Source organism: Acinetobacter wanghuae (assembly GCF_009557235.1).
Classification (GTDB): domain Bacteria; phylum Pseudomonadota; class Gammaproteobacteria; order Pseudomonadales; family Moraxellaceae; genus Acinetobacter; species Acinetobacter wanghuae.
This window is the reverse complement of sequence record NZ_CP045650.1, coordinates 2715427-2741580: the sequence shown is the minus strand read 5'-3', so window position 1 is coordinate 2741580 and position 26154 is coordinate 2715427. Positions and strand designations below refer to the sequence as shown.

Below are 26154 nucleotides of genomic sequence, written 5' to 3'. Positions count from 1 at the left end.
ATAAATTGTTTAAGGCTCAGAGCTAATTAAACAACAACTTACAAAGCGTAAGCTAAGTGAGTGGTTGAATAAGAAGTGATGAGAAACTAGCGATTAACTGAATCAAGCGTTTTGGTATATGATTTTGATTGAAGCTGTACAGTGATTAGATTCACAGTACTTCGAACTGTATGTTGAAGGTGCTCCTTGTAGGTACCGTCGACTGTTTGGGGTTGTATAGTCAAGTAATTAAGTGCATGTGGTGGATGCCTTGGCAGTCAGAGGCGATGAAAGACGTAATAGCCTGCGAAAAGCTCCGGGGAGGCGGCAAATATCCTGTGATCCGGAGATGTCTGAATGGGGAAACCCACTTACCATAAGGTAGGTATTGCATGATGAATACATAGTCATGCAAGGCGAACGAGGGGAAGTGAAACATCTCAGTACCCTTAGGAAAAGAAATCAATTGAGATTCCCTTAGTAGCGGCGAGCGAACGGGGATCAGCCCATTAAGTTACATAAGCTTTAGTGGAACGCTCTGGGAAGTGCGAACGTAGAGGGTGATATTCCCGTACACGAAAGGGCTTATGTAATGATGACGAGTAGGGCGAGGCACGTGAAACCTTGTCTGAATATGGGGGGACCATCCTCCAAGGCTAAATACTCCTGACTGACCGATAGTGAACCAGTACCGTGAGGGAAAGGCGAAAAGAACCCCTGTGAGGGGAGTGAAATAGATCCTGAAACCGCATGCATACAAGCAGTGGGAGCCGGCATTGTGTCCGGTGACTGCGTACCTTTTGTATAATGGGTCAGCGACTTACATTCAGTAGCAAGGTTAACCGAATAGGGGAGCCGTAGAGAAATCGAGTCTTAATAGGGCGTTTAGTTGCTGGGTGTAGACCCGAAACCGGGTGATCTATCCATGAGCAGGTTGAAGGTTGGGTAACACTAACTGGAGGACCGAACCCACTGTCGTTGAAAAGCCAGGGGATGACTTGTGGATAGGGGTGAAAGGCTAATCAAACTCGGTGATAGCTGGTTCTCCCCGAAAGCTATTTAGGTAGCGCCTCGGACGAATACCATTGGGGGTAGAGCACTGTTTCGGCTAGGGGGTCATCCCGACTTACCAAACCGATGCAAACTCCGAATACCAATGAGTACTATCCGGGAGACAGACTGCGGGTGCTAACGTCCGTAGTCAAGAGGAAAACAATCCAGACCGCCAGCTAAGGCCCCAAAATTATAGTTAAGTGGGAAACGATGTGGGAAGGCATAGACAGCTAGGAGGTTGGCTTAGAAGCAGCCACCCTTTAAAGAAAGCGTAATAGCTCACTAGTCGAGTCGGCCTGCGCGGAAGATGTAACGGGGCTAAAACTATATGCCGAAGCTGCGGATTTGCAATTTATTGCAAGTGGTAGGGGAGCGTTCTGTAAGCCGATGAAGGTGGATTGAGAAGTCTGCTGGAGGTATCAGAAGTGCGAATGCTGACGTGAGTAACGACAAAACGAGTGAAAAACTCGTTCGCTGAAAGACCAAGGGTTCCAGTCCAACGTTAATCGGGGCTGGGTGAGTCGACCCCTAAGGCGAGGCCGAGAGGCGTAGTCGATGGGAAATTGGTTAATATTCCAATACTTCTGTGTAATGCGATGAGAGGACGGAGAAGGTTAAGTCAGCCTGGCGTTGGTTGTCCAGGTGAAAGACAGTAGGCATGCATCTTAGGCAAATCCGGGGTGCTCTATGCTGAGAGTTGATAGCAAGCTGTACTTGTACAGCGAAGTGGCTGATACCATACTTCCAGGAAAAGTCTCTAAGCTTCAGTTACACAGGAATCGTACCCGAAACCGACACAGGTGGTCAGGTCGAGTAGACCAAAGCGCTTGAGAGAACTCTGCTGAAGGAACTAGGCAAAATGGTACCGTAACTTCGGGAGAAGGTACGCTGTCGACGGTGACGGAATTTACTTCCTGAGCGGTTGACAGCCACAGAAACCAGGCCCCTGCAACTGTTTATTAAAAACATAGCACTCTGCAAACACGAAAGTGGACGTATAGGGTGTGATGCCTGCCCGGTGCTGGAAGGTTAATTGATGTGGTTAGCGCAAGCGAAGCTATTGATCGAAGCCCCAGTAAACGGCGGCCGTAACTATAACGGTCCTAAGGTAGCGAAATTCCTTGTCGGGTAAGTTCCGACCTGCACGAATGGCATAATGATGGGGGCGCTGTCTCCAGCAGAGACTCAGTGAAATCGAATTCGCCGTGAAGATGCGGTGTACCCGCGGCTAGACGGAAAGACCCCGTGAACCTTTACTGCAGCTTGACATTGAACTTTGATCTTACTTGTGTAGGATAGGTGGGAGGCTTTGAAGTCGTGACGCTAGTTGCGATGGAGCCAATCTTGAAATACCACCCTGGTAATATTGAGGTTCTAACTCTGCTCCATAATCTGGAGCGAGGACCATGTCTGGTGGGTAGTTTGACTGGGGCGGTCTCCTCCTAAAGAGTAACGGAGGAGTACGAAGGTGCGCTCAGCGTGGTCGGAAATCACGCGTAGAGTATAAAGGCAAAAGCGCGCTTAACTGCGAGACCCACAAGTCGAGCAGGTACGAAAGTAGGTCTTAGTGATCCGGTGGTTCTGTATGGAAGGGCCATCGCTCAACGGATAAAAGGTACTGGGGATAACAGGCTGATACCGCCCAAGAGTTCATATCGACGGCGGTGTTTGGCACCTCGATGTCGGCTCATCTCATCCTGGGGCTGAAGCAGGTCCCAAGGGTATGGCTGTTCGCCATTTAAAGAGGTACGCGAGCTGGGTTTAGAACGTCGTGAGACAGTTCGGTCCCTATCTACCGTGGGCGTTGGAAATTTGAGAGGATCTGCTCCTAGTACGAGAGGACCAGAGTGGACGAACCTCTGGTGTACCGGTTGTGACGCCAGTCGCATCGCCGGGTAGCTATGTTCGGAAGGGATAACCGCTGAAAGCATCTAAGCGGGAAGCCTACCTCAAGATAAGATTTCCCAAGGACTTTATGTCCTCTAAAGAGCCGTTGAAGACTACGACGTTGATAGGTTGGATGTGGAAGTGCAGTGATGTATGAAGCTGACCAATACTAATTGCTCGTGAGGCTTGACTATACAACACCCAAACAGTTGGTGTTGTAGTCGAAATCACTACAAAACAACTTGATTTAGTTTGAAAGCTAAGTAAAATTAAGCAACACATCGATACTCAAATATCTCTGTTAATAACTCTTTTGACCAAAGCTAGGCATGCGAAAGCAACTAAGACCATAGCGAGTAATCATAAACAGTTGTGCTGGCGACAATAGCAAGAGTGAACCACCTGATCCCTTCCCGAACTCAGAAGTGAAACCTCTTAGCGCTGATGGTAGTGTGGGATTACCCATGTGAGAGTAAGTCATCGCCAGCTCATTAATTCAAAAACCCCCTCAATCAAATGATTGAGGGGGTTTTTCTATGCAGGAAAGAAAGTTTTTTATAATCAGCAAAGTAATAAACAAAAAATTATGAGCGTCATTTAAAGGGTTTTTTCGATTTTATCTCAATTTATAAAAAGATATTCTGTAAAAATAGTAAATAAATTGCTTTAAATCGAATATTAAATAAACGTATTTTTTGCTTTATATCATCTTCAAAAATATAGAGATTATTTTCATTTAGTATTTAAATATATCTTTCAAATACAATTACCTATAAAGCATATATTTCCTACTTTTTTATTCTTTGGTCTTATTGAGTGCTTATTTGTATCACATTATATTGTTTAGCAATTTAAAAAATAGCTTAACAATGAGTGTTAAGTGTGGACAAGTACTCATGGGAGATGAGAACGATGAAAACGGAACATATGGATGTAAATTCTATCGTAGACCATGCGAAATTGACCCCATTTCACATGAATGTTGTCGCTTGGTGTTTACTGATTATTTTATTCGATGGTTATGATTTAGCCATTAATGGTGTCACTTTACCACTATTGATGAATGACTGGGGCTTATCGGCAGTTCAAGCCGGTATGCTCGCGAGCACTGCACTTGCAGGTATGATGTTTGGTGCAATGATTTTTGGCTCTCTTGCGGACAAAATTGGTCGTAAGAAAGTGATTATGATCTGTATTGTACTGTTTAGTGGACTCACATTTGCGGGTGGTTTTGCTTCAAATCCGACTGAATTTGGTATTTTACGCTTCTTGGCTGGTTTAGGGATTGGCGGTGTTATGCCAAACCTTGTGGCTTTAACTTCTGAATATGCACCTAAAAAATTGCGCAGTACATTGGTAACGACTATGTTTAGTGGTTATGCGGTGGGTGGCGTAATGGCTGCACTGCTAGGTTCATGGTTTACGCCGAATTTTGGATGGCAGATCATGTTCTTTATTGCTGGCATTCCATTATTTTTATTGCCTTTGATTTGGAAATTTTTACCTGAATCACTGTCTTTTATGGTGAAACAAAACAAACAAGCTGAAGCACGTAAAATTGTGAAACGTTTAGCGCCCAATGTAAAAGTAACGGATGCAACGACGTTCACGCTGCCTGAGGAAAATGTGCCTGAAGCTGCCAATGTGGTCAGTCTATTCCGTCGTGGTCGTGCAATGAATACGATTTTATTTTGGATCGCGTTCTTTAGCTGTCTATTGACGATGTATGCGCTGAGCAGTTGGTTGCCGAAATTGATGATGGCGGCAGGTTATTCAATGGATAACAGTTTAATGTTTATGATGGTCATGAACATTGGTGCAGTGATCGGCATTGTTGGTGGTGGTATTTTAGCGGATCGTTTCCACTTAAAGCCTGTTTTGATGTTCCTTGGAATTATGGGGGCGATTGTGATGAGCTTAATGGGCTTCCAATCTAACCAATTCCTACTCTATGTTTTAGTGTTCTTGGCAGGCGCGGCTTCGATCGGTTCGCAAATGCTTTTATATAGTTATGTGGCTCAGTTCTACCCACTTGCGGTACGTTCGACAGGCATTGGTTGGTCGTCTGCAATTGGTCGTATGGGCGCGATTGTCGGTCCAATCTTAATTGGTGGCTTGCTTGGTATGAACCTTCCTGCGCACTTTAACTTTATGGCGGTCGGTTTACCTGTACTGATTACGGCTATTGCGGTCGCTTTAATTATGCATGATAACGAATCTGATCAAGTTAGCTCATCGGATGTTGTCTCTGCTAAAGCATAAAGTGATGTTAATTTAGAAAAAGCCTCCGAAAAGGGGGCTTTTTTTTTGGCTATTATTTGCTGGATTTAGCTTTTAAAAACAAGGCAAATATAACTATTTTGAAAATAATAACACTTTAAAAATGACAAATATTTTGATTAAAAACTGAACGCATCGGTCTAGTTATTTGGGTGTTTTTTCGACTTTCGTCGCGTGTTTACTCAGTTTTCACTATGGTCAACTGTGATTTCGATGCGTCATGACGATCTCCATCATTCAAATAATAACATCCTGATTGTCATCGATCGCAATTCAAATAATCACAATACTCACAGGAGGTGGGACGTGGTCATAAATAGAATTAATGTGAATGATGTTATTGATACAGCGAAATTCACGCCATTTCATTTTAAAGTTGTTTTTTGGTGTTTGATCATTATTTTATTTGATGGTTATGATCTTGCGATTAATGGGGTAGCTTTACCCTTACTGATGCAGCAATGGTCTTTAAGCGCAGTTCAAGCAGGTATGTTGGCAAGTACAGCACTTGCGGGCATGATGTTTGGCGCGATGTTATTCGGTACGCTTGCCGATAAAATTGGGCGCAAAAATGTTATTTTGATCTGTGTTTTTATTTTCAGTGGTTTTACCTTTTTAGGTGGCTTTGCTTCAAATCCGACCGAGTTTGGTATTTTACGTTTTATTGCGGGCTTAGGGATTGGTGGTGTAATGCCAAACCTTGTGGCTTTAACTTCGGAATATGCCCCACAACGTTTACGCAGTACTTTGGTCACGACCATGTTTAGTGGTTATGCTGTCGGTGGTGTGATGGCAGCATTGTTTGGTGCGTGGTTTACGCCAAACTTTGGTTGGGAAATCATGTTCTTTATTGCAGGTATCCCATTATTACTTTTACCGTTGATTTGGATGTTCTTGCCTGAGTCTTTAACCTTCTTGGTGAAAGAAAAGAAAGATGATCAAGCTGGAAAAATTTTACAGCGTCTTAATTCAACCCTTTTAGTTAATGAACATACTCAATTTGAACTGAGTGAAGTTAAAGTGTCTGAGCCTGCATTTGTCAGTAGCTTGTTTAAACAAGGTCGCGCTGGCAGTACGTTGTTATTTTGGTTAGCATTCTTTATGTGTTTATTAACACTGTATGCGCTTGGCAGTTGGTTACCAAAATTGATGATGGCTGCGGGTTATTCGCTTGGCAATAGCTTGATGTTCTTACTTGCAATGAATATCGGTGCGGTCATTGGTACGGTGGGTGGTGGTATTTTGGCAGATAAATTCCACTTAAAACCGGTCATTATTACGCTATGTTTAGCAGGTGCAGTTGCACTGTCTTTGCTTGGCTTTAAGTCACCACAGCCTGTCATTTACTTATTGGTGGCTGTTGCTGGTGCTGCTGCAATTGGCGGTCAAATTCTTTTGTATAGTTATGTGGCACAGTATTATCCATTGACTGTCCGTTCGACAGGAATTGGTTGGGCATCTGCAGTTGGGCGTAGTGGTGCAATTGTGGGTCCTATTTTAATTGGCGCTTTATTGGGTATGGATTTGCCACATCAAATTAACTTTATGGCGGTGGGTTTCCCTGTCATTATTGTGGCGATAGCGGTGGCTTTGATTTCTCGTAAGTCCAAGCCTGAAGCTTTAGAAGCAATAAAGCCTGTTGCGATTAAAGCTTAGAAGTTTTGATTAAAAAAAAGCCTCTGTAAGGGGGCTTTTTAATGTATATATGAAGATAATAAACGTTAAAATTAGAAACTATGAGCTTATTAGAAACTTTAGGCTTGAACATATTTTCAAGCTTTCTTTATGACAGATTAAAAAAATTTAAAGATCTTAAAAATAAATCAGAAGCTAAAAAAATTTCGGAACGTTTACGACTTGTTTTGAAATTGATGAATGATGCAAGAGATGAAAAGTTTACTATTGCCGAATTTAGTAGAATTCTTGGATTGCATAAAGTAAGTGATTTAGAGAAATATTTCTTAGCTGAAGAGGAGCCGACTTTCGATTTCTTAAATCTTTTCTGTAATCAATTTGCTATTAATATTGAGTGGTTAGTTGAAGGTAAAGATCAACCTTTTAAATATGACGAAGATCATTACATACATTTGTTTGATGATTGTTTGAAAAAAATAGAGAACCTAAATCCAAAGGTGGTTTATTTCGTAAGAGCAGATTCTATTAGTGGTGAGACATGTCTGGTATTGAAAACAGATGAATATAAAACCATAGTTCTTAATACTTATGTTCATTTTAGTGCTATTAATGGACATGGTGGAATGTGTCAATTGATTGATTTGAGAAAATTAATCATGTCTCTAATTTTAGAAAAAAATATGATCACCAAAAGTTTAATAGTATCAAAAGATATATTTTTTGATTTATTCAATGGAAAAATTCATCCTTCATTAGCTTTACAGAAAAGAAAAGGATCATTTCAGTATTGGCATGATGATTTTACAGATATTTATAATCAGAGATGTGGCTACGAACGCCACAAAGAATATGATCAAAATTTCCAAGATGCTTTTAATCTTGTTAAAAGTGCTATTGAAAAACAGAGTAAAAATTAGTTATTACAGATTTGATATCAATTAATAAAGTACTTATGTTTTAATATTTTGAGAATTTAAGGATATTTTAGAAATGCAATTTAACTCTATCTCCCCAATTCCTGAAGACGATGACGAACTTCACCTGCCCGAACTTGTGTATTGGGCATCTCTAGGTGAAGTCGCAGAAGTCGAAAAAGCCCTAGCCAATGGTATAGATGTAAATCAAACCGATGACGAAGGCTATAGCGCACTACAAGCTGCCGCTGAAAACGGCAATTTAGATGTCGTCAAACTGCTCGTAGCGAAAGGTGCAGATGTAGCTTATAAAGGCGAATACACTGCACTGCAACTGGCAGAAATGGCAGAACAAGATGACATCGTGGCTTATTTAAAAAGTCTGTAAAGAAAAAGCCAGAAACCCCATAACGGGGTTTTTGTTATTCAGGGCTTGTATCCGCTTCTAATTCTTTGAGTATGGCTGCATTAAAAGCAGGAATATCATCAGGATTACGCGATGTAATCAGTGGCCAATCGCCTGTATTACAACGATGGACTTCTTCATCGACCCATTTACCGCCTGCATTCTCTAAATCTAAACGAATACTTTGATATGAAGTCAGATTTTTATCTTTGATTCGCTCTGCATTAATCAAAACCCAAGGAGCATGGCAAATTGCGGCAATCGGCTTTTGATTGTCGGTAAAAGACTGAATAATGTTGATAGCATCTTCATTCAAACGCAAAGTGTCGGCATTAACCGTACCGCCCGGAATGACCAATAAATCATAATCCTCGGCTTGAACATGAGACAGGGTGGTATCTGGGGTATAACGCGTAGACGGCTTACTGTCACTTTCCATCGTTTGTACATCTTCGATATTTTCAGCAGCATGAATTACTTCAATACCCTTCGATTTTAAAAACTCTAAAGGCTTAATCAATTCATCGCGTTCGATCCCGACATTCGAGGTAATAAATAATACTTTTTTGACCATGATCTGAACTCTTAAAAAGAATAAGAGTCTCAGCTTAACAACAAGTCTAAATTTGGAATGTTGGCTTTTTGGTCAGGAACTGTAAGTCTATAAAATGAAGATTGAAACGAAAAAAAGCCCCGACATCCTATCGGGGCTTTTTCGTATTTCGTGTCTTAGATACAACTCCTGTCATATCTCACGTCCTGGTGTTGGCAATTCTTATTGTTTTTATGTCAGGAGCATCCTGCTCTCTATGTTTATAAATTAATCCCTTTTTAAAGGGCAGGATAGAGGCAGAAAACTGCGATTGATGTACGCTTAAGCTTACAAAATTTTGATTCATCTTATTCAGGTTGAGTCATAAGGCTTAAGCAGCTGATAAATAAAAGCTTAAATATTACTCACTTTATTTTAGTTAAAAATAGCGCGAGAAAACCTATTCATTTTATTTTTAACTGTGGCTGAGCAAGACAAAAATGATCATATAGCCAGCTTTTGATAGTACAAAAAGCCGTTTATGTTAAGCAAGTAAATGATATTACAAAGGAGCACTTCTCAAATCAGCAAGTAAAGAAGAAATAGTGCTGTCTCATAAAGAAATTCTTAAAAAACAATATATTCCAAAAAGTTAACAAATTCATAACCAGTCTAATTTAACTCAAATATGTAGCATATTTGAGCATTCGCACTTGATGCATTATAAAAATTGAATATTTCAAATAGAAATTACAGAAAAAATTTCTAAAACTCAGTATTGTGGATTCATATACAAGAATGCTGCGATGACAAATTTTAAGCAAGTGGGTTATTTCAGCGTTCTGTTTGCATATTAGGCACTGGAGCTCAAAAGGCGCAGCACTAATTCAAACACCCAAAATTATTTTATTGCTTCTTTTTTTGCTCGCGACATAACCAGAATAAGCGGCACATAAAGATGCCTAAAGTTTAGGTGTTCTATGACAGAAATTCGTGAAAACTGGTCTGCACGATCAGGTTTTATTATCGCAGCGATTGGCTCAGCAGTTGGCTTGGGCAATATTTGGCGCTTTCCCTATGTTGCCTACGAAAATGGCGGCGGGGCATTTTTAATTCCCTATTTAATCGCCATTTTTGCGGCGGGTTTACCATTGCTGTTTTTAGACTATGCAGTGGGGCATAAATTCCGTAAAGCACCACCGACAGCGTATAAAAAGTTGATGAACAGCGAATCGCTCGGTTGGTGGCAAGTGATGGTGACCTTAGTGATCGGGATCTACTATGCCAGCGTATTATCGTGGGCAGGTAGCTACATGTTCTACTCGGTTGGTCAGCAATGGGGTACAGACACACAAAGCTTCTTCTTCTCGACCTACTTGCAAAATGGCGAAGGACTACAGTTTGGTTTCGTACCGACCTTGTTCATTGGTTTGGTTGTGGTATGGGCAGTCGTGATGTTCATCCTTTACGGTGGTGTACGCCGTGGGGTAGAGCTTGCTAATAAAATCTTTATGCCATTGTTGGTGGTTTTATTCTCGATATTGGTGATTCAAGCCGTACGTTTACCGGGCGCTGTGGATGGTTTAAATGCCTTCTTTACACCGAACTGGGAAGCCATGAGCAACTATAAAGTATGGTTGGCAGCCTTCGGTCACATCTTCTTCTCACTCTCGGTGGGCTTCGGGATCATGTTGACTTACGCATCGTATTTGAAGCGTAAAACCAATATGACAGGGGCTGGGGTTGTGGTTGCATTGGCAAACTCATCTTTTGAAATTTTAGCCGGTATTGGTGTATTCGCAGCGCTTGGCTTTATGGCGCATAGCGCAGGTGCATCGGTTGAAGATGTCGTTTCAGGCGGTATTGGTCTAGCCTTCATTGCGTTCCCGAAAATTATTTCGAGCATGGGGGCGGGTGGTGATTTATTTGGTTTCTTATTCTTCGCATCGTTAACGGTTGCAGGTATTACCTCAATGGTGAGTATTTTGCAGGTACCGATTGCAGCCTTCCAAGACAAATTAGGTTGGTCATTAAAGAAATCAGTAACCATCGTTGCTGGTAGTTCAGCCGTAGTGTCGACCTTGTTATTCTCGAGCCACAGTGCAATTACCTTTGTTGACATTATCGATTACTTTGCTAATAACATTGGTATTGTGGGCGGTGGTTTGTTATCGATCATCTTGGTGTCTTGGTTCCGTCGTCCATTGTTAAAACAACTCAAAGACCACGTAAACCAATATGCAAGTTTGAAGCTTGGTCGTAGCTGGGACTTCTTATTGACCGTGGTAACACCATTGTCATTAATTGTGGCTTTAGGTTTAACCATTAAATCCATTGTGAGCGATGGTTATGGTGATTACTCAGCCAGCATTTTGTGGTTAGTGGGCGGTGGTACGTTGGCATTCTTTGTTTTGGGTGCAGTAATCTTCAGCATGATGAAAGACAAAACCCCATCAGAACAGGAGAAATAAAATGAACTCACAAGCATTAATCATGTTAATTCTGTCGACAACGTTACTTTGGGGTGGCTTGGTACTTGCCATCATCCACTTGGGCAAAAATCCAGAAGAAGTTGAAGATTAATCACATTGAATTGATCATAAAAAAGGAACCCGAGGGTTCCTTTTTTAGTGCTTCATGTTTTAAGCAATCTTTTGGATACGGCAATAGTAGAAACCATCGCCACGACCGAGTTGTGGGAACAATTGACGACCGTGAATTTGCTCTACGCCCCAATCAGCTTCAATTTTAATTTCTTGAGCATCTGCATGATGGGCAAAGAATTCAACCATCTGCTGTTCATTTTCAGCTTTTAGAATTGAACAGGTGATGTAAAGCAATGTGCCGCCGACTTTGAGTTGCTGCCACATGTTTTCCAAAATTTGTTTTTGTAAAATGACGGTTTTAGCAATATCTGTCGATTGACGTAATAAACGAATATCTGGATGACGACGTAATACACCTACCGCACTACAAGGTGCATCAAGCACGATACAGTCAGCAAGTTCAGGTGCAGTCCATGTCGCAGCATCAGCAGTTTTGATTTCAACATGAGAACCATCCAACACTAAACGTTCTAAGTTTTCACTCACACGTTTTAAGCGTTTTTCATCTTGATCAAGCGCGATCAGTTTTTTCACATCATAAGTTTCTAAGATGTGTGCGGTTTTACCACCCGGTGCTGCACACGCATCGACAACAAACTGACCATCTAGATTTGGCAGTAAAGTTGCACAAAGTTGCGCATGTTCATCTTGCACTGAGAAGCCACCGGCTTCAAAGCCCGGAAGACTAGGGACATGTAAACTTTCATCCATGACAATACCGACTTCAGAAATTTCACAACGATGTGCATCGATGCCTTCATCTTCTAAGATGTCGAGGTATTCATCACGGCTCACTTGGCGTGTATTCACACGTAAAGTCAAAGGTGCAACTTGTTTGAGTTCATAGCTGAGTTCAGCTAATTGCTCGCCCCAATCTTTTTTCAAGCGTTTTGCCAACCAGCTTGGTAAGTTCGATGCATTTTCCAGTACATCGTAGAACTGTTCAGTTTCACGCGTCGCACGACGTAAAATCGCATTGACCACACCGCTTAAACTTTCCATGCCCAATTGTTTACTGGCTTCTACTGTTTCTGAAATAGCAGCATGCGCAGCAACACGTGTGCAGAGCAGTTGGTATAGACCGACATATAGACACGTTTCTACGACTGCATTTTCAAGAGGAACAGACAGTAAAGGTAATGTTACTTGTTTTAAAGCATGCCATTGGCGTAAGCAGCCCAGTACAAGTTCATGATACAAAGCACGATCTTTATCAGACACAATGTTCATGTGTTGTGCCAATACAGACTGTAGTGATTGACCATTTTGGACAGCCAATAACGTCTTCACCACCTGAGCACGTAAATTAAGGTCTCGGGTAGAGGCGTTGGGAGATTGCTTCATTATAAAATTTGTCCAATAGTCAATTTTTGGGTTTGTAGAATTTGTACAGGGTTGAGCGGTTTTGCGCCTGGCCATTGTAAGGCAGTCAAGATAATTACGCTGCCATTGCCACACGCGACATGCACGCCGTTTTTATCAATGGCAAGAATTTCACCGACTTTCGCATGAGGTGCTGTTTGTTCAGATACAGCAGAGTGCCACACACGTAAGTTATTTTGTTCATCAAGTTTGATAAACGCGACCGGCCAAGGATTAAAGGCACGAATATTACGGTCAATTTGAATTGCATCGACTGACCAATCAATGGCAGCTTCAGCTTTAGATAGTTTATGCGCATACACGGTCAAAGCTTCATCTTGAACTTCACGTGTCGCTAAATAATGTTGTAGGGTTTCTTCGCTCTCTAAGACAGTCGCAATTGCACTTGCACCTTGTTCTGCGAGTTTATCATGCAAGCTTGCAGAGGTATCTGTGGCACTAATTGGGCAGATGGTTTTCAGCATCATATCGCCAGTATCAAGACCAGCTGCCATTTTCATAATGGTCACGCCTGTGTCTTGATCACCTGTGGCAATGGCACGTTGAATGGGTGCAGCACCACGCCAACGTGGCAGCAAAGAACCATGAATATTGAGGCAACCATATTTAGGTGTATCTAACACCACTTGTGGCAAGATTAAACCGTAGGCAGCCACAACCATCACATCGGCATTTAAGGCTTTCAGTTCAGCTTGTGCTGCAAGACCTTCTTCTGTCGAAGATTTGAAATGCAAGGGTTGATACACCGGAATGTTATGCTCAAGTGCTAACACTTTTACCGCAGAGGCAGTTAATTTTTGTCCACGACCTGCTTTACGATCGGGTTGGGTGTAGACCGCAACAATCTCGTGTTTGGTGTTAATGAGCGCAGCCAATGCAATAGCTGCAAATTCTGGTGTGCCTGCAAATACAATTCTCAAACTTGGTTGCCTTCTTGTTACATTTAAATTCAACTTGCGATTATATCAAAAGCCACACATTAAAGTTTTCTTTGCGAGTTAAAATCGTAACTGGAATATTCGCTAGAAAGATGGTGAATCAAGCTGCTTATAATGTGATTTCAGGATTTTAAATGCAGCAGCCTAAATTTGGTCATATCTTGATGAAAACCAAATGCATGCAAAGCTATATTCTATTTGAATTGATAAGAGTGATAGATGTCATTCTTAACGCTGACTGATTTGATAGGCATTAAATCTGTTTAGGAGTTCACATCATGCGCTGAGCAAAGTGAAGCTAGAACAATATTTAAAAATGTTTTAGATCATTTTTTTAGGGAAAATATAGTTTTTATAATAAGTTTAAGTTATGCAAATTGTAAAAAATATTCATATAAGTTTTGTATTTAATCTTTAGGCTTAGCGGTATAGTAGTTTTATATAGAGATGAATCGTGCAAGCCTAGAAAAATCAGCAAATCGCATATTCTGATTGAATGACATGATTTTAAGCCATGCCTCAAAACCAATGCTTCACTTATGATATGTTTAAATAATAACTGATTTCACGCTCTCGATCAGTACGATTTCGCCAGAGTGAATGACGACATTCGACTCAAGCACAAACTTTGTTGGAATAACACAATGCCTGACTATCGTTCAAAAACATCGACACACGGAAGAAATATGGCGGGTGCGCGTGGCTTATGGCGCGCAACTGGTATGAAAGATGACGACTTCGGAAAACCGATTATTGCGGTGGTAAACTCATTTACGCAATTTGTGCCAGGTCATGTGCATCTGAAAGACCTCGGTCAATTGGTCGCACGTCAAATTGAAGCGTCAGGCGGTGTGGCAAAAGAATTTAATACCATTGCTGTGGATGACGGTATTGCGATGGGTCATGATGGCATGCTGTATTCATTGCCTTCACGTGACTTAATTGCAGACTCCGTTGAATACATGGTCAATGCCCATTGTGCAGATGCCATGGTCTGCATTTCAAACTGTGACAAAATCACCCCCGGGATGTTGATGGCAGCAATGCGTCTGAATATTCCAGTGGTCTTTGTGTCTGGCGGTCCAATGGAAGCGGGTAAAGTTAAAATCCGTGGTAATGAACATGCCATTGACCTTGTCGATGCCATGGTTGTGGCAGCCGATGATAGCTTCACCGATGAAGAAGTGGCGGCTTACGAGCGCTCTGCATGTCCAACCTGTGGTTCATGTTCAGGTATGTTCACCGCGAACTCAATGAACTGCTTAACAGAAGCATTAGGTCTGTCGTTACCGGGGAATGGTTCAACCCTTGCAACGCATGCGAATCGTAAAAAGTTATTCGAGCGCGCAGGTCAGCTGATTGTTGAAATCACCAAGCGTCATTATGAACAAAACGATTACAGCTTGTTGCCACGTTCGATCGCGACTAAAGCTGCATTTGAAAATGCGATGACGCTTGATATTTCAATGGGGGGTTCAACCAACACTGTTCTTCACTTGTTGGCAGCAGCACATGAAGCGGAAGTTGACTTTACCATGACGGACATTGACCGTTTGTCACGTAAAGTACCTGTACTCTGTAAAGTTGCACCGGCAAAACAAGACGTGCATATGGAAGATGTACACCGTGCTGGTGGCATCATGTCGATTCTTGGCGAATTAGACCGTGCAGGTTTATTGGATACATCTGTACCAACGGTTCACGAAGCAACGCTCAAAGATGCGCTAGATAAATGGGACATCATCCGTACTGAAGATCAAGACGTTTATACCTTCTTTAAATCAGCGCCGGGCGGCGTACCCACACAAACGGCATTCTCACAAGATCGTTACTACTCACGTCTTGATGGCGACCGTGAAAATGGTGTGATTCGTAATGTTGCCAATGCCTTTTCACAAGATGGTGGTTTGGCTGTGCTGTACGGTAATATCGCACTCGATGGTTGTATCGTAAAAACAGCAGGGGTGGATGATTCAATTCTGAAGTTCAACGGTACAGCACGTGTCTTTGAAAGCCAAGACAGTGCAGTAGAAGCAATTTTGGGTGGCAAAATTACCGCAGGCGATGTGGTTGTTATTCGCTACGAAGGTCCACGCGGTGGTCCGGGTATGCAAGAAATGCTTTACCCAACCAGTTACTTAAAATCGAAAGGTTTAGGCAAAGATTGTGCCTTACTCACCGATGGTCGTTTCTCTGGCGGTTCATCAGGTCTATCCATTGGTCACGTGTCTCCAGAAGCGGCTGAAGGCGGTGCGATTGGTCTGGTTGAAGATGGCGACCGTATCGAAATTGATATTCCAAACCGTACCATTCACTTAGCAGTAGATGATGCTGTGATGGCTGCACGTCGTGAAGCACAGGAAGCCAAAGGTTGGCATCCTGCGGAAGAGCGTCCGCGTAAAGTCTCTAAAGCCTTGAAAGCCTATGCAATGCATACCACAAGCGCTTCAAAAGGTGCGGTACGCGAACTTTAAGCCGAAATTTTTTTGATAAAAAGTCCCCAATCGGGGGCTTTTTTATTTGGCACTGTTTTGCATAAATATCCAAAATAGAATGAGATACAATAATCATGTGCTTGAATTATGATTGACTGATAGGGTTGTATAATCTGACTGTTAAATATTGATCATTTTGTTTCGAATTGATATAAGTTTTTGCAGATAAAGTGGATAATGTCATCCACTATCACATTTTAAAAAATGGCAACAAGACAGATATTAATACTGTCAATGCACCATTTATGATCGAGGCTAAACTCATGTCCCTGCTGCGCCGTTGGTTTGATCCACTCCGATCGAGTTGGTTTTATCAAAAGCCGACCCGTCAAACGGTGTTATCAATTGAGGATGGTTTGAGTATCCATTTGCGCCTCGATGATGTGTATAGTTATTTGGCAGTACAACTTCTGCCGCAGCTTGAAGAGATTTTAAGTCCAGAATTAAAACCGCTCAAAGTTATTATTTCGAGTGCACCAGCACCAGCACCGAATAATATGTCCTTTGACGAATGGCAGCAATATTGCCTCAACGATGCCAAAATTTTATCTAAACAGCACCGTTTTAGTTTCCATGAAACCCCACAATTACCGAGCGAAGAAGCCTTAAAACAAGCCGAAACTATTCTAAAAAATACCCCATTACGCGGACAGGATTTCTTATATTTACTCGAAGATGTATTCCATATGTTGTGGCAGCAGCAAACGGGTAAATTAAGAACCTTACATTCAATGGCAAGCCAACGGCATCAGGCGCAACATTTTCCTGAACGTGTGTTTGATGAAACCCCAATCTTAGCCAGTTATTTTAAATTTGGTGGACGTCAGTATCACGCCGTTGATGATTTATTGCGTCTCACGCGCCGTCTAAAACAACAAAAATTACTCACGGGCAATCCGATCTTTTTAATTAATCATATTGAATGGCGTGAACATTTAATCAGTGATGCCGAAGAGCTCAATGAAATCCAAGGATTAGATCCTGAATTGGATTTATATATCGCACTCGAAGACCCGATTTCGTGGTTATTGTTGGCTTATATTAAAGAAGAACTTGCTGATTTTTATAATATTCATATGAATGTTTATCCATTGTCTTATCGCGGACGAGATGGATTTGATTGGGGTTTAGCGACGCGCTTATCAAAACGAACGGGTGTCAAATTCACGCCGTTTTGTCGTCCAACCGCGCAGGCGATTGAGCCGATGGCACAACTGTTTTATAGCTGCCCTGAAGAAGAGCGCATAGAGGCGATGTATCGCATACAAGAAGCGGTATGGACAAAAGGGCGTGATCTGTCTTATGCACCGCATTTTAAAGCCTTACAGCAAGAATTAGGCATTACAGAACTCCTGTACACGGATATACAAGCAAAGCTACAAGAAAATGATATGCTGTGTGAGATGAAATCACAGCCAAACTTCCCCGTGATTGAGCTGCGTATTGATGATCAGATTTTTGTATTCAATAGCTTATATCGCGTTTGGATGATTGAAAGTATTTTCAGTAATGTGTTAGAAGAAAAGTATAAGAGTGATAATTTAAACTGAAAGTGAACTGAATAAACATGAACAAAATTAAAGCTGAATCATTACAACATGCTCGCCAACAGATTGATGCCATTGATACAGCCCTTGTCGAGCTGATTGCAGCACGCCAATTTTACGTAGACCAAACCACACGTTTTAAAAAAACCGAAACCGATTTGCAATCACCTGACCGTATGGAACAGGTCATTGAAAACGTGCGTGCCCACGCGCAGCTCAATAGTGTGGATGCAGATGCAGTTGAACATTTATATCGTGAAATGTTTAAGTATTTTATTCAACGCGAACTCAAAGAATTCCGTCCATAATCTGTTGGGTTGATCAAACAACGTATCTAATGAATCGTCTAAAGATGCTTTCAATGAGAGCCTCAATATTTGCTTGAGGCTTGATCCTTAAAACCCTGATTTTGCTCAATCAGCAATTTATATAGCATGTGCCTAAATAGATTTGGGAACAACACATGGTCGCTTTTGTCATCGCCGTTTTTACAATCGCAGGTATGATTAAAGGTACGATTGGTTTAGGTTTGCCTGCGGTTTCAATGGGGCTACTCAGCATGGCAATGAGTCCTTTTCAAGCCGCGACACTGTTAATTATTCCCTCAATGGTGACCAATTTTTGGCAACTGTTTGCCGAAGGTCATGTGCTGCGTTTGATGACACGTTTCTGGCCATTGTTGCTTGGTATTGTGGTCGGTTCTGTTTGGAGTATCTTTCCGACCTTAGGGCATTCCGAGTTCCATAGTGAAGCCTTATTGGGCGGCATGTTGGCATTGTATGGACTATATGGGTTATGTGCCAAAAAAATGCCCAATCTCAGTCAGCATCAAGCTTGGTTGTCACCGATTGTGGGTTATTTGGGTGGTGCATTAACGGTGGCAACAGGTGTTGTCGTCATACCAGTTGTACCCTATTTGCAGACCTTGCATTTAAAGCGTGATGAACTGGTACAAGCACTTGGTTTAGCCTTTACAACCTCGACCTTATGTCTTGCCATTTTCCTGCATCAAAACCCTGTGGCAGATCTGCCGATCGACTACACCATGTCTGCCATTGCACTTATTCCTGCCTTAATTGGAATGGGCATAGGTAAAAAAATTCGTTATCGCATTCCAGAACAAAAATTTCGTACCGTCTTTTTTATTGGTTTGATTGCATTAGGTAGCTATATGATCGCGCATCAAATGGGCTGGTTTTAATGCAGGGCTTTTTGTGCATCATTGGAGAGTAAAAACTGACTAAAGTGTTGATAGGCAGTACTTAACTCATCAAAGTTTTTTGCTGCAAGTAAGAGTTTTCGATTTGCCCAATCGCCTCTTAATTCAATTTGTTGAAAGGCATAGAGCTGTGCTAAACGCTGTGCAGCTCGTTTTGGCATGATGGCAATACCAACCCCATTGGCCACCACCTGAGCAATGGCAGCAAAATTTGGCAATCTTAACCGATACTGGATGTCGCAATGCAGTAACTTGGCTTGCGTTTCAATGGACTGCTGCAATGAGTGATAATGCATTAAACCGACAAAAGGATAATTCAGACAATCTGCTAATTTTAAAGATTGAATGCGACTTAAATCATGTTGTAGCGGGCAGATGAGTACTAAAGGATCATCTGAAAATTCTAAAGTTTGTAATTGTGGCGCAGGGAAAAAGCTCGAAATTAAACCCAGTTTGGCAGTTCCGTTATCTAAAGCAGTGACAATATCATTGGTCTCTGCTTCTTTTAAATCAATTTGAATATTGGGATTGTTGACTAAATATTTCGGTAGTAAAAGCGGTAAATATTCACTTTGCGCAGATGAATTACACCATAAGCAAATATTAGAATTGAGTCCTTCGCTAAAAGGGGACATCGCGCGAAGTAGATGTTGTCCTTGTTGCAAAATCGCTTGCGCATGTTCGGCAAAGACTTGTCCGGCAAAGGTCAGTTTGACCCCGCCAGCATGACGAGTAAATAGACTGACTTGAAAGTATTGTTCAAGTTTTTTAATGCGTTCACTGGCGGCTTGTAACGAGATATGAGAACGCTCGGCACCTTTGGTGAAACTGCCGCTGTCCATAATATTTAAAAATAAATTTAAATCAAAAAAGTCTAAACGCATCTGCGTCAGCCGAATGAAAACAAGTGCTCTATCTTAAACAATAATACCGATATAAAAAAAGCAGCCATTCGGCTGCTTTTGATCTTTTATAGATTATGCTTTTTTATCGGCTAAACCAAAGAACCAATTTAAAAGTAATGCAGCGAAGGTTGCAGTCCCAATCCCACCCAAATTAAAGCTACCGAAACTAAGTGCAAAGTCACCTGTACCTAAAATAACCGTCACAGCTGCGACCATGAGGTTTTTGTTTTGTGAGAAATCGACTTTGTTTTCAATCCAAATTTTTGCACCGGCAATAGTAATCAAACCAAAGACGACAATTGAAGCACCGGCTAAAATTGCCGTTGGAATAGTATGAATAATTGCACCAAACTTTGGTGATAAACCAAGACAAACAGCAAAGACACCAGCAACCGCAAATACGATGGTGGAGTAGACGCGTGTCACCGCCATCACCCCAATGTTTTCACCATAGGTGGTCATACCCGGTGCACCAACGCCACCAGCGATTGTTGTAGCAATACCATCGGCAACAAAGGCTTTACCAATATGTGGATCGAGGTTTTCACCGGTCATCGCACCGACTGCTTTAATATGACCTAAGTTTTCGGCAACCAAAATCAGTGCGATTGGTGCAATAATGAGAATTGCATTGATGTCAAATACAGGCGCATGGAAGTTTGGAACACCAAACCATGTGGCTTGTTGAATAGGCGTAAAGTTAATCGGTGTGCCGTAACCCATCAAATTGCTGAGAACGAAATAGATCAAATACGCAGACAGTAAGCCGACCAATAACAATAAACGTTGCAGCAAACCACGCGTAAAGACTGCGATTGAGCCCATACACATCACAGTAACCAAGGACATCCACATATTAAATGTATTGCCCATGACGCCTTTTACAGTTACAGGTGCAAGGTTTAAACCAATAATCATGACGACGGCACCCGTCACCACAGGTGGCATAAGTTTCTCAATCCAACGTGTACCGGTTGCCATGACCAAGAAGCCGACTAAGGCATACAAGATGCCACAGGCAATGATCCCACCAGCTGCAATCGCAATATTGGGATTGAGTGAACCTGCACCAGCAAACCCTGTTGCGGCAATCACCACACCAATAAAGGCAAAACTCGAACCTAAATAACTTGGAACGCGACCACCTGTAATAATGAAAAACAGAATGGTACAAATCCCTGACATCAAAATGGCAAGATTTGGATCAAAGCCCATTAAGAAGGGCGCAAGTACGGTCGCCCCAAACATTGCAAAAGCATGTTGTACACCCAAAATCACAGTCTGTGCGGGTGGTAAGTACTCTGCGGTACCTACAGGTTGTGCATCAATATTGCCCTGATAAGGACGCCACTTAGGAAACCAGCTGGTCATAAAGTGAGCACTCAAATGATAAATTGTGCACATCATACTCCTGTTTTTAATAAGATTTAATGATTCATGCAAAAAAAATGTTCAAATTAATTATATGACTTTATTTGTTTTTTTACCGTATGGTAAAAGTTTTAAAATACTTAAAACAATGCTAAATCATGGGATTAACAGAGTGATTGATGTGGTTAATTTTTCATAAATATTTCTTATGTGAGTTATTTGCAAAACAAAAGCATCGAAATGATTGGCTAAAAAAAAAGCACATGAGCTCATGTGCTTTTTTTTGAATGATTTTTCTTAGCCTGTATTACGTAAACCTGCGGCAATTCCGGCAATACTCACCATCAGTGCATGATCCACAGGCGTATGTTCTGCATGTTGTTCAAGTAAGTAAGCTCGACGACGTTTCATTAGCTCCGCTTGTAGCAAATGAAGCGGCAACAAATAGGGTTTACGTACTTTCATTGATTGATCAAGTACGCCGTTGCTGCTGAGCAATTTAGACTCACCTTTTAAGGTTAACAGCGTTTGAACAGCATCATGCAAACGTTGACGCAATTCTTCACCCAATACTTTTAAGTCTTCATCTTGCGTCAGGTGAGATTCATAATATAGCGCGACATGACGATCGGCTTTGGACAGTACCATTTCCAACATATCAATCAAGGTTTGGAAATATGGCCATTCTGCAAGCATGTCATCCAACGTTGCACGTTGTCCTTGATCGAGTACTTGATTGAGTGCTGCGCCTGTTCCAAGCCACGCGGGAAGCATTAAACGAATTTGTGTCCATGCAAATACCCAAGGAATGGCGCGGAGTGATTCAATACCGCCACTGACTTTACGTTTAGCAGGGCGCGAACCAAGTGGCAACATTTGTAATTCAAGTTCAGGGGTTACAGTTCGTAAGTATTTTACAAAATGTGGATTATCTCGTACGGTTTGACGATACACCTGAACCGATAAATCTGTCATTTGATGCATTAAATCACGCCATTCCTGTTTTGGATTTGGCGGTGGCAATAATGTTGCTTCTAAAGTTGCAGCAGTATAAATCTCAAGATTTTGTAGCGCGATTTCTTCTAAACCAAATTTAAAGCGGATCATTTCACCTTGTTCTGTGACACGAATTGCACCTGAAATTGAGCCGGGTGGTTGTGAGAACAAAGCTTGCTGCGTTGGTGCGCCACCACGGCTGATTGAACCGCCACGACCATGGAACAGGGTAAGTTGTATCCCATGCGTTTTGGCAATCGCGGTGAGTTCTTCTTGGGCACGATATTGCGCCCAGTTGGCAGACATAAAGCCAGCATCTTTAGCAGAGTCTGAATAGCCAATCATGACTTCATGTTTGCCCTGAATATGCTGTTTATACCAATGCATATTAAATAAGGTCGACATGGTACTCGCAGCACTATCCAAATCTTTTAAAGTTTCAAAAAGTGGCACGACACGCAGCGGATATTTGATGCCTGCTTCTTTTTGTAAAAGTAGAACAGCAAGCACATCACTTGGATGTTCAGCCATTGAAATGATATAGGCACCTAAAGATTCACTTGGTTGCTCGGCCAAGATCCGCATGGTGGCAAAGACTTCTTGGACATCAGGATGTTCAATCAAACTGCCCGCAGGTTCATTTAGGTGTTTAGGCAATAATGGACGTTTACTTTGTAATTCTTGCAATAAGAAGTTTTGACGTGCTTGTTCTGTCCATGTTTCAAAATTACCTAAACCTAAATATTCAGTTATAGCTGAAATGGCTTGGCGATGACGTGTCGATTCTTGCCGAATATCGAGTTTAAGCAGTTCAATCCCGAAGCTATTGACCCGATAAATAAAATCAAGCAAGCGACCATTGGCAATTTCAGGCAAGTTGCATTCAATTAATGAACGATAGCAAGTCAGTAAAGGCTGCAATAGCTCATCTTTGGTTTTAATGACGAGGCGATCATCGCTGTCTCGACCTGCCAATTTTTCAGTCAACCAATGACGGGTCGCTTTTAGACGTTCACGCGTATCACGTAAATATTCACGATACGGTTCCGAATGATCTTTGCCTAATGCCTGTTTGATTTCATCACTACAGTTTTGTAAGGACAGTTCCCAACGTAAGTCTTCAATATCACGCAGATATAAATCAGCGGCTTTCCAACGCGATAGCCACAACACTTCTTGGGTAATATGATGTTTGACATTGGGGTTACCATCACGGTCACCGCCCATCCATGATGCAAAACGAACAGGTGCGACATCTAAAGGCAGTGCTTGACCACATTGATCTTGGACCATGCCGTTGAGTTCACGAATGAACTTCGGAATGGCATTCCACAAGGTTTGCTCAATGGTGGTAAAGCCCCATTTTGCTTCATCTACAGGGGTTGGACGATGTTGGCGAATTTCATCAGTTTGCCATGCAGAAGTAATCAGTTGTTTCAGTTCAGCCAGTACTTCTTGGCGTTCACGTGGGGTAAGTTTTTGTTGATCGCATTTCGATAGGCAATTGTTAATGCCATCATATTTTTGAATAAGAGTACGACGACTCACTTCCGTTGGATGTGCCGTCAACACCAACTCAATTTTCAGTTCACAAATTTGTTTAAACAGTCGATCTGAGGAAATATCTTTGGCTTTGAATTTTTCAAATAATGGAATCAGGGGATTCGGCGATTCACTGCCTTCATCAAATTCACTTTGACGACGACGACGTACCACATGATATTGCTCAGCAATATTGGCAAAGTTCAGGAAATGGGTGAACGCGCGAGTTAAAGGCAGAATTTCTTGATCTTCTAAGCTTAAAAAGAGCTGTTCGAGTTGTTTTTCAGCTTCAACTTGCCCATCGCGCGCGCCTTTGGCTAAAGCACGAATCTGTTCAACCTGATTAAACAAATCTTGCCCCGCATGTAACTTTAAAGTTTCACCGAGCAAGTTACCCAGTAAACGTACGTCTTCGCGTAGTGGCGCATCAATTTGTTGAATCATTGTTATTCCCTCTGGTGGATCTTGTTTTGACTATACCGCGACTGTGTGACATTCCAAGTCTTTTACAGACAAAAGTCGGACACGCATTGACGATAAAATAGCAATTCCTTTGCCACAAAGACGAAATTTGCCTAAAAATAAAACCGATTAAGTTCTATTCACGTATTTCAATAAAAAAATCTCGATGGCTGATTCAATAATCTGCTGTTGCTCTTGTGGGGTTGGGGGCGCGATTAAACCCAAGAGAATTTTTTGATGACGCGTACCAAACAATAAAGATGTAATCAGTTCAGTTTGCCGTTGCGGATCTGCGGATTGGATAAATTGATGTTGCTGCGCGTTTTGAAAAAACTGATTCCACATCGCGTCTAATTTGACATGAGATGCATTATAAAATTGTTCTGCCAATGGGCTTTGCTGAGATGCGAGTTCCATCAAGAGTAAATCGAGTTTAATTGCTTCAGGCAAATTCACGATATTCATAGACAAAGCACAAGCTTCATATAAAGACGCACGAAAATCACTTTGACCATTCAAAACAATGGGCATGGCCTGAATAATGCTTTCACATGTATTTTCAACAGCATAGGTAAATAACGTGGCTTTATCTTGAAAGTGATTATAAATGGTCAGTTTAGTGACACCAGCTGCTTTGGCAATTTGGTTCATGCTCGAACCATGATAGCCATGCATCAAAAATAAGTGTTTTGCCGCATCAAGAATGCTTTGTTTTTTTTCTAAGTCTTTGGGACGACCGACATTTACTTGCACAATTTTTTCCAAAAATAATCAATATGGTCATTGCTTTGACCGCGCTGTTGTAATTAATGTACCCATGAGTATATTAATTAAAAAATAATCAATTCAATATACCGTAAATACAGCCTACACCAAAAAATAATGAGATAAGAGCAACATATGAGCACGATTCATCAGGCATTGACCAGCATGATTATTGTTTGCAGTGTGACCTTGTGGGGATGCAGCAAGGATAAAGCCTCAGCCGAACAGGAAGTTCCATTTGTGATGGTGAGTAAACCTTTAAGCTCACATACAGAACAAAAAAGTTATGCTGGTGATGTTCAAGCACGGCAAAAAACCGTTTTATCTTTTCGTGTGACAGGACAAATTACCCAACGTTTTGTCGATGTCGGTGACCAAGTTAAAGTCGGGCAAGTGCTTGCGACCTTAGATGTGAAAGATGCTCAATTGCAGATGAATGCCAGTAGTGCGCAACTCGAAAGTGCACGTTCAGCAGCAAAAATCGCAGAAGATGAGATGAATCGTTTTAAGCAATTATTACCATTGAATGCAGTAAGTCGCTCTCAATATGATGCTGTAGAAAATCAATATAAAGCTGCAATGGCGACCTTAAAACAAGCACAATCGAATTATGAAGTCAGCCGTAATCAAACGGGTTATAACCAACTCATTGCCAATAAAAATGGTGTCATTACTGCACGCAATATTGAAGTCGGGCAGGTGGTTGCTGCAGGTCAAGCGGCATATGAAGTTGCAATTTCGGGTGAACGTGAAGTCGTCATTGGTGTACCTGAACAAGCCATTGCCGATATTAAAGTTGGGCAAGCGGCATGGATTACGCTTTGGTCAAAGCCTGAGGATAAATTTGCAGGTTATGTTCGTGAAATTTCACCGGCTGCGGATCAATCTCGCACCTTTAGTGTCAAAGTGGCATTACGTGAAGGGCAGAGCATGATTCAATTGGGGCAAAGTGCGCGGGTTTTCTTTGTCACCACAGATAACAACATGTTGAGTGTGCCACTTTCTAGCGTATCTGCCCAAGATAAAACTGCTTATGTCATGGTGGTTAAGCCTGATCAGACTGTGCGTAAAGTACCAGTGACTTTAGGGGCCTATGGACGTGATCGTGTGCCGGTGTTAAGTGGTTTAAATGCCAATGATTATGTCGTGATTAGCGGTGTGCATTTATTGCGTGATCAACAGAAAATTCGTCCGATCGATCGGGACAATCGTGATGTGAAAATTCAGGCAGGAGGTTAA

At 41.8% G+C, this 26154-nt stretch carries 18 protein-coding genes and 2 rRNA genes; 13 read left to right on the top strand and 7 right to left on the bottom strand.

Annotated features, from left to right (window positions below; genetic code table 11):
* The first annotated feature begins 218 nt into the window (after positions 1 to 218).
* The 6 genes from GFH30_RS13130 (at position 219) to GFH30_RS13105 (ending at position 8136) form a co-directional block, all read left to right on the top strand.
* Positions 219 to 3113 (top strand): 23S ribosomal RNA (locus GFH30_RS13130).
* Positions 3114 to 3293: 180 nt separating this feature from the next.
* A 5S ribosomal RNA gene (rrf, locus tag GFH30_RS13125) occupies positions 3294 to 3408 on the top strand.
* 423 nt (positions 3409 to 3831) lie between these two features.
* Positions 3832 to 5181: an aromatic acid/H+ symport family MFS transporter gene (locus tag GFH30_RS13120; RefSeq protein ID WP_153373272.1), complete on the top strand. Its 1350-nt coding sequence runs from the start codon at positions 3832 to 3834 to the stop codon at positions 5179 to 5181.
* Between the two features lie 324 nt (positions 5182 to 5505).
* The gene (locus tag GFH30_RS13115; protein WP_196779984.1) at positions 5506 to 6855 is read left to right on the top strand and encodes an aromatic acid/H+ symport family MFS transporter; all 1350 of its coding nucleotides are present in this window, start codon (positions 5506 to 5508) and stop codon (positions 6853 to 6855) included.
* An 80-nt stretch (positions 6856 to 6935) separates the two neighbouring features.
* Complete coding sequence (locus tag GFH30_RS13110; RefSeq protein WP_153373269.1) at positions 6936 to 7751, top strand: hypothetical protein; 816 nt, start codon at positions 6936 to 6938, stop codon at positions 7749 to 7751.
* Between the two features lie 73 nt (positions 7752 to 7824).
* Positions 7825 to 8136, top strand: a complete 312-nt coding sequence (locus GFH30_RS13105; RefSeq protein ID WP_153373267.1) for an ankyrin repeat domain-containing protein — start codon at positions 7825 to 7827, stop codon at positions 8134 to 8136.
* Positions 8137 to 8170: 34 nt separating this feature from the next.
* Here GFH30_RS13105 and GFH30_RS13100 read toward each other — a convergent pair whose 3' ends face one another.
* Positions 8171 to 8728: a type 1 glutamine amidotransferase domain-containing protein gene (locus GFH30_RS13100; RefSeq protein WP_153373265.1), complete on the bottom strand. Its 558-nt coding sequence runs from the start codon at positions 8726 to 8728 to the stop codon at positions 8171 to 8173.
* A 938-nt stretch (positions 8729 to 9666) separates the two neighbouring features.
* Between GFH30_RS13100 and GFH30_RS13095 the strand changes: the two genes are divergently transcribed.
* Positions 9667 to 11157, top strand: coding sequence for a sodium-dependent transporter (locus tag GFH30_RS13095; protein WP_153373263.1), 1491 nt, complete (start codon positions 9667 to 9669; stop codon positions 11155 to 11157).
* A 1-nt stretch (position 11158) separates the two neighbouring features.
* Positions 11159 to 11269, top strand: coding sequence for a methionine/alanine import family NSS transporter small subunit (locus GFH30_RS13090; RefSeq protein WP_153373261.1), 111 nt, complete (start codon positions 11159 to 11161; stop codon positions 11267 to 11269).
* Positions 11270 to 11328: 59 nt separating this feature from the next.
* Here the strand turns inward: GFH30_RS13090 and rsmB are convergent, their stop codons facing one another.
* Together rsmB and fmt are read right to left on the bottom strand one after the other, a co-directional pair.
* Entirely contained in the window at positions 11329 to 12636 is a 1308-nt protein-coding gene (gene rsmB, locus GFH30_RS13085) for a 16S rRNA (cytosine(967)-C(5))-methyltransferase RsmB (RefSeq protein ID WP_153373259.1), read from the bottom strand.
* A complete protein-coding gene (gene fmt / locus GFH30_RS13080; protein ID WP_153373257.1) occupies positions 12636 to 13595 on the bottom strand; it encodes a methionyl-tRNA formyltransferase in 960 nt (319 codons plus the stop codon). The genes rsmB and fmt overlap by 1 nt, the downstream gene beginning before the upstream one ends.
* A 662-nt stretch (positions 13596 to 14257) precedes the next feature.
* Between fmt and ilvD the strand changes: the two genes are divergently transcribed.
* The 4 genes from ilvD to GFH30_RS13060 all read left to right on the top strand — a co-directional run bounded on the left by ilvD (position 14258) and on the right by GFH30_RS13060 (position 18856).
* Positions 14258 to 16087, top strand: coding sequence for a dihydroxy-acid dehydratase (gene ilvD / locus GFH30_RS13075; RefSeq protein ID WP_153373255.1), 1830 nt, complete (start codon positions 14258 to 14260; stop codon positions 16085 to 16087).
* A 284-nt stretch (positions 16088 to 16371) separates the two neighbouring features.
* Positions 16372 to 17658, top strand: coding sequence for a hypothetical protein (locus tag GFH30_RS13070; protein WP_153373484.1), 1287 nt, complete (start codon positions 16372 to 16374; stop codon positions 17656 to 17658).
* Between the two features lie 17 nt (positions 17659 to 17675).
* On the top strand, positions 17676 to 17963 hold the full coding sequence (locus GFH30_RS13065) for a chorismate mutase (RefSeq protein ID WP_153373253.1): 288 nt from the start codon (positions 17676 to 17678) through the stop codon (positions 17961 to 17963).
* Between the two features lie 155 nt (positions 17964 to 18118).
* On the top strand, positions 18119 to 18856 hold the full coding sequence (locus GFH30_RS13060) for a sulfite exporter TauE/SafE family protein (RefSeq protein ID WP_153373251.1): 738 nt from the start codon (positions 18119 to 18121) through the stop codon (positions 18854 to 18856).
* On the opposite strand, the gene GFH30_RS13055 is transcribed toward GFH30_RS13060, so the two are convergent.
* From GFH30_RS13055 to GFH30_RS13040, 4 genes are all read right to left on the bottom strand, one after another.
* Complete coding sequence (locus GFH30_RS13055; protein ID WP_153373249.1) at positions 18853 to 19758, bottom strand: LysR family transcriptional regulator; 906 nt, start codon at positions 19756 to 19758, stop codon at positions 18853 to 18855. The two genes, GFH30_RS13060 and GFH30_RS13055, sit on opposite strands and share 4 nt — an antisense overlap.
* Before the next feature lie 93 nt (positions 19759 to 19851).
* Positions 19852 to 21150 carry a solute carrier family 23 protein gene (locus GFH30_RS13050; protein WP_153373247.1) on the bottom strand — a complete coding sequence of 433 codons (1299 nt, stop codon included), beginning with the start codon at positions 21148 to 21150 and terminating at the stop codon, positions 19852 to 19854.
* A 297-nt stretch (positions 21151 to 21447) separates the two neighbouring features.
* A complete protein-coding gene (gene ppc, locus GFH30_RS13045) occupies positions 21448 to 24132 on the bottom strand; it encodes a phosphoenolpyruvate carboxylase (RefSeq protein ID WP_153373246.1) in 2685 nt (894 codons plus the stop codon).
* A 147-nt stretch (positions 24133 to 24279) separates the two neighbouring features.
* On the bottom strand, positions 24280 to 24903 hold the full coding sequence (locus GFH30_RS13040; RefSeq protein ID WP_153373244.1) for a TetR/AcrR family transcriptional regulator: 624 nt from the start codon (positions 24901 to 24903) through the stop codon (positions 24280 to 24282).
* Between the two features lie 147 nt (positions 24904 to 25050).
* On the opposite strand from GFH30_RS13040, the gene GFH30_RS13035 reads away from it, so the two are divergent.
* Positions 25051 to 26154, top strand: a complete 1104-nt coding sequence (locus GFH30_RS13035; protein ID WP_153373242.1) for an efflux RND transporter periplasmic adaptor subunit — start codon at positions 25051 to 25053, stop codon at positions 26152 to 26154.

Bases quoted from the DNA above. Each gene is read 5' to 3' on its own strand.
- GFH30_RS13065 (WP_153373253.1), top strand. From the start codon at position 17,676: ATGAACAAAATTAAAGCTGAATCATTACAACATGCTCGCCAACAGATT.
- GFH30_RS13070 (WP_153373484.1), top strand. From the start codon at position 16,372: ATGTCCCTGCTGCGCCGTTGGTTTGATCCACTCCGATCGAGTTGGTTT.
- GFH30_RS13090 (WP_153373261.1), top strand. From the start codon at position 11,159: ATGAACTCACAAGCATTAATCATGTTAATTCTGTCGACAACGTTACTT.
- ppc (WP_153373246.1), bottom strand. From the start codon at position 24,132: ATGATTCAACAAATTGATGCGCCACTACGCGAAGACGTACGTTTACTG.
- GFH30_RS13050 (WP_153373247.1), bottom strand. From the start codon at position 21,150: ATGACCAGCTGGTTTCCTAAGTGGCGTCCTTATCAGGGCAATATTGAT.
- GFH30_RS13055 (WP_153373249.1), bottom strand. From the start codon at position 19,758: ATGCGTTTAGACTTTTTTGATTTAAATTTATTTTTAAATATTATGGAC.
- GFH30_RS13095 (WP_153373263.1), top strand. From the start codon at position 9,667: ATGACAGAAATTCGTGAAAACTGGTCTGCACGATCAGGTTTTATTATC.
- rsmB (WP_153373259.1), bottom strand. From the start codon at position 12,636: ATGAAGCAATCTCCCAACGCCTCTACCCGAGACCTTAATTTACGTGCT.
- GFH30_RS13105 (WP_153373267.1), top strand. From the start codon at position 7,825: ATGCAATTTAACTCTATCTCCCCAATTCCTGAAGACGATGACGAACTT.
- GFH30_RS13100 (WP_153373265.1), bottom strand. From the start codon at position 8,728: ATGGTCAAAAAAGTATTATTTATTACCTCGAATGTCGGGATCGAACGC.
- ilvD (WP_153373255.1), top strand. From the start codon at position 14,258: ATGCCTGACTATCGTTCAAAAACATCGACACACGGAAGAAATATGGCG.
- GFH30_RS13060 (WP_153373251.1), top strand. From the start codon at position 18,119: ATGGTCGCTTTTGTCATCGCCGTTTTTACAATCGCAGGTATGATTAAA.
- GFH30_RS13120 (WP_153373272.1), top strand. From the start codon at position 3,832: ATGAAAACGGAACATATGGATGTAAATTCTATCGTAGACCATGCGAAA.
- GFH30_RS13035 (WP_153373242.1), top strand. From the start codon at position 25,051: ATGAGCACGATTCATCAGGCATTGACCAGCATGATTATTGTTTGCAGT.
- GFH30_RS13110 (WP_153373269.1), top strand. From the start codon at position 6,936: ATGAGCTTATTAGAAACTTTAGGCTTGAACATATTTTCAAGCTTTCTT.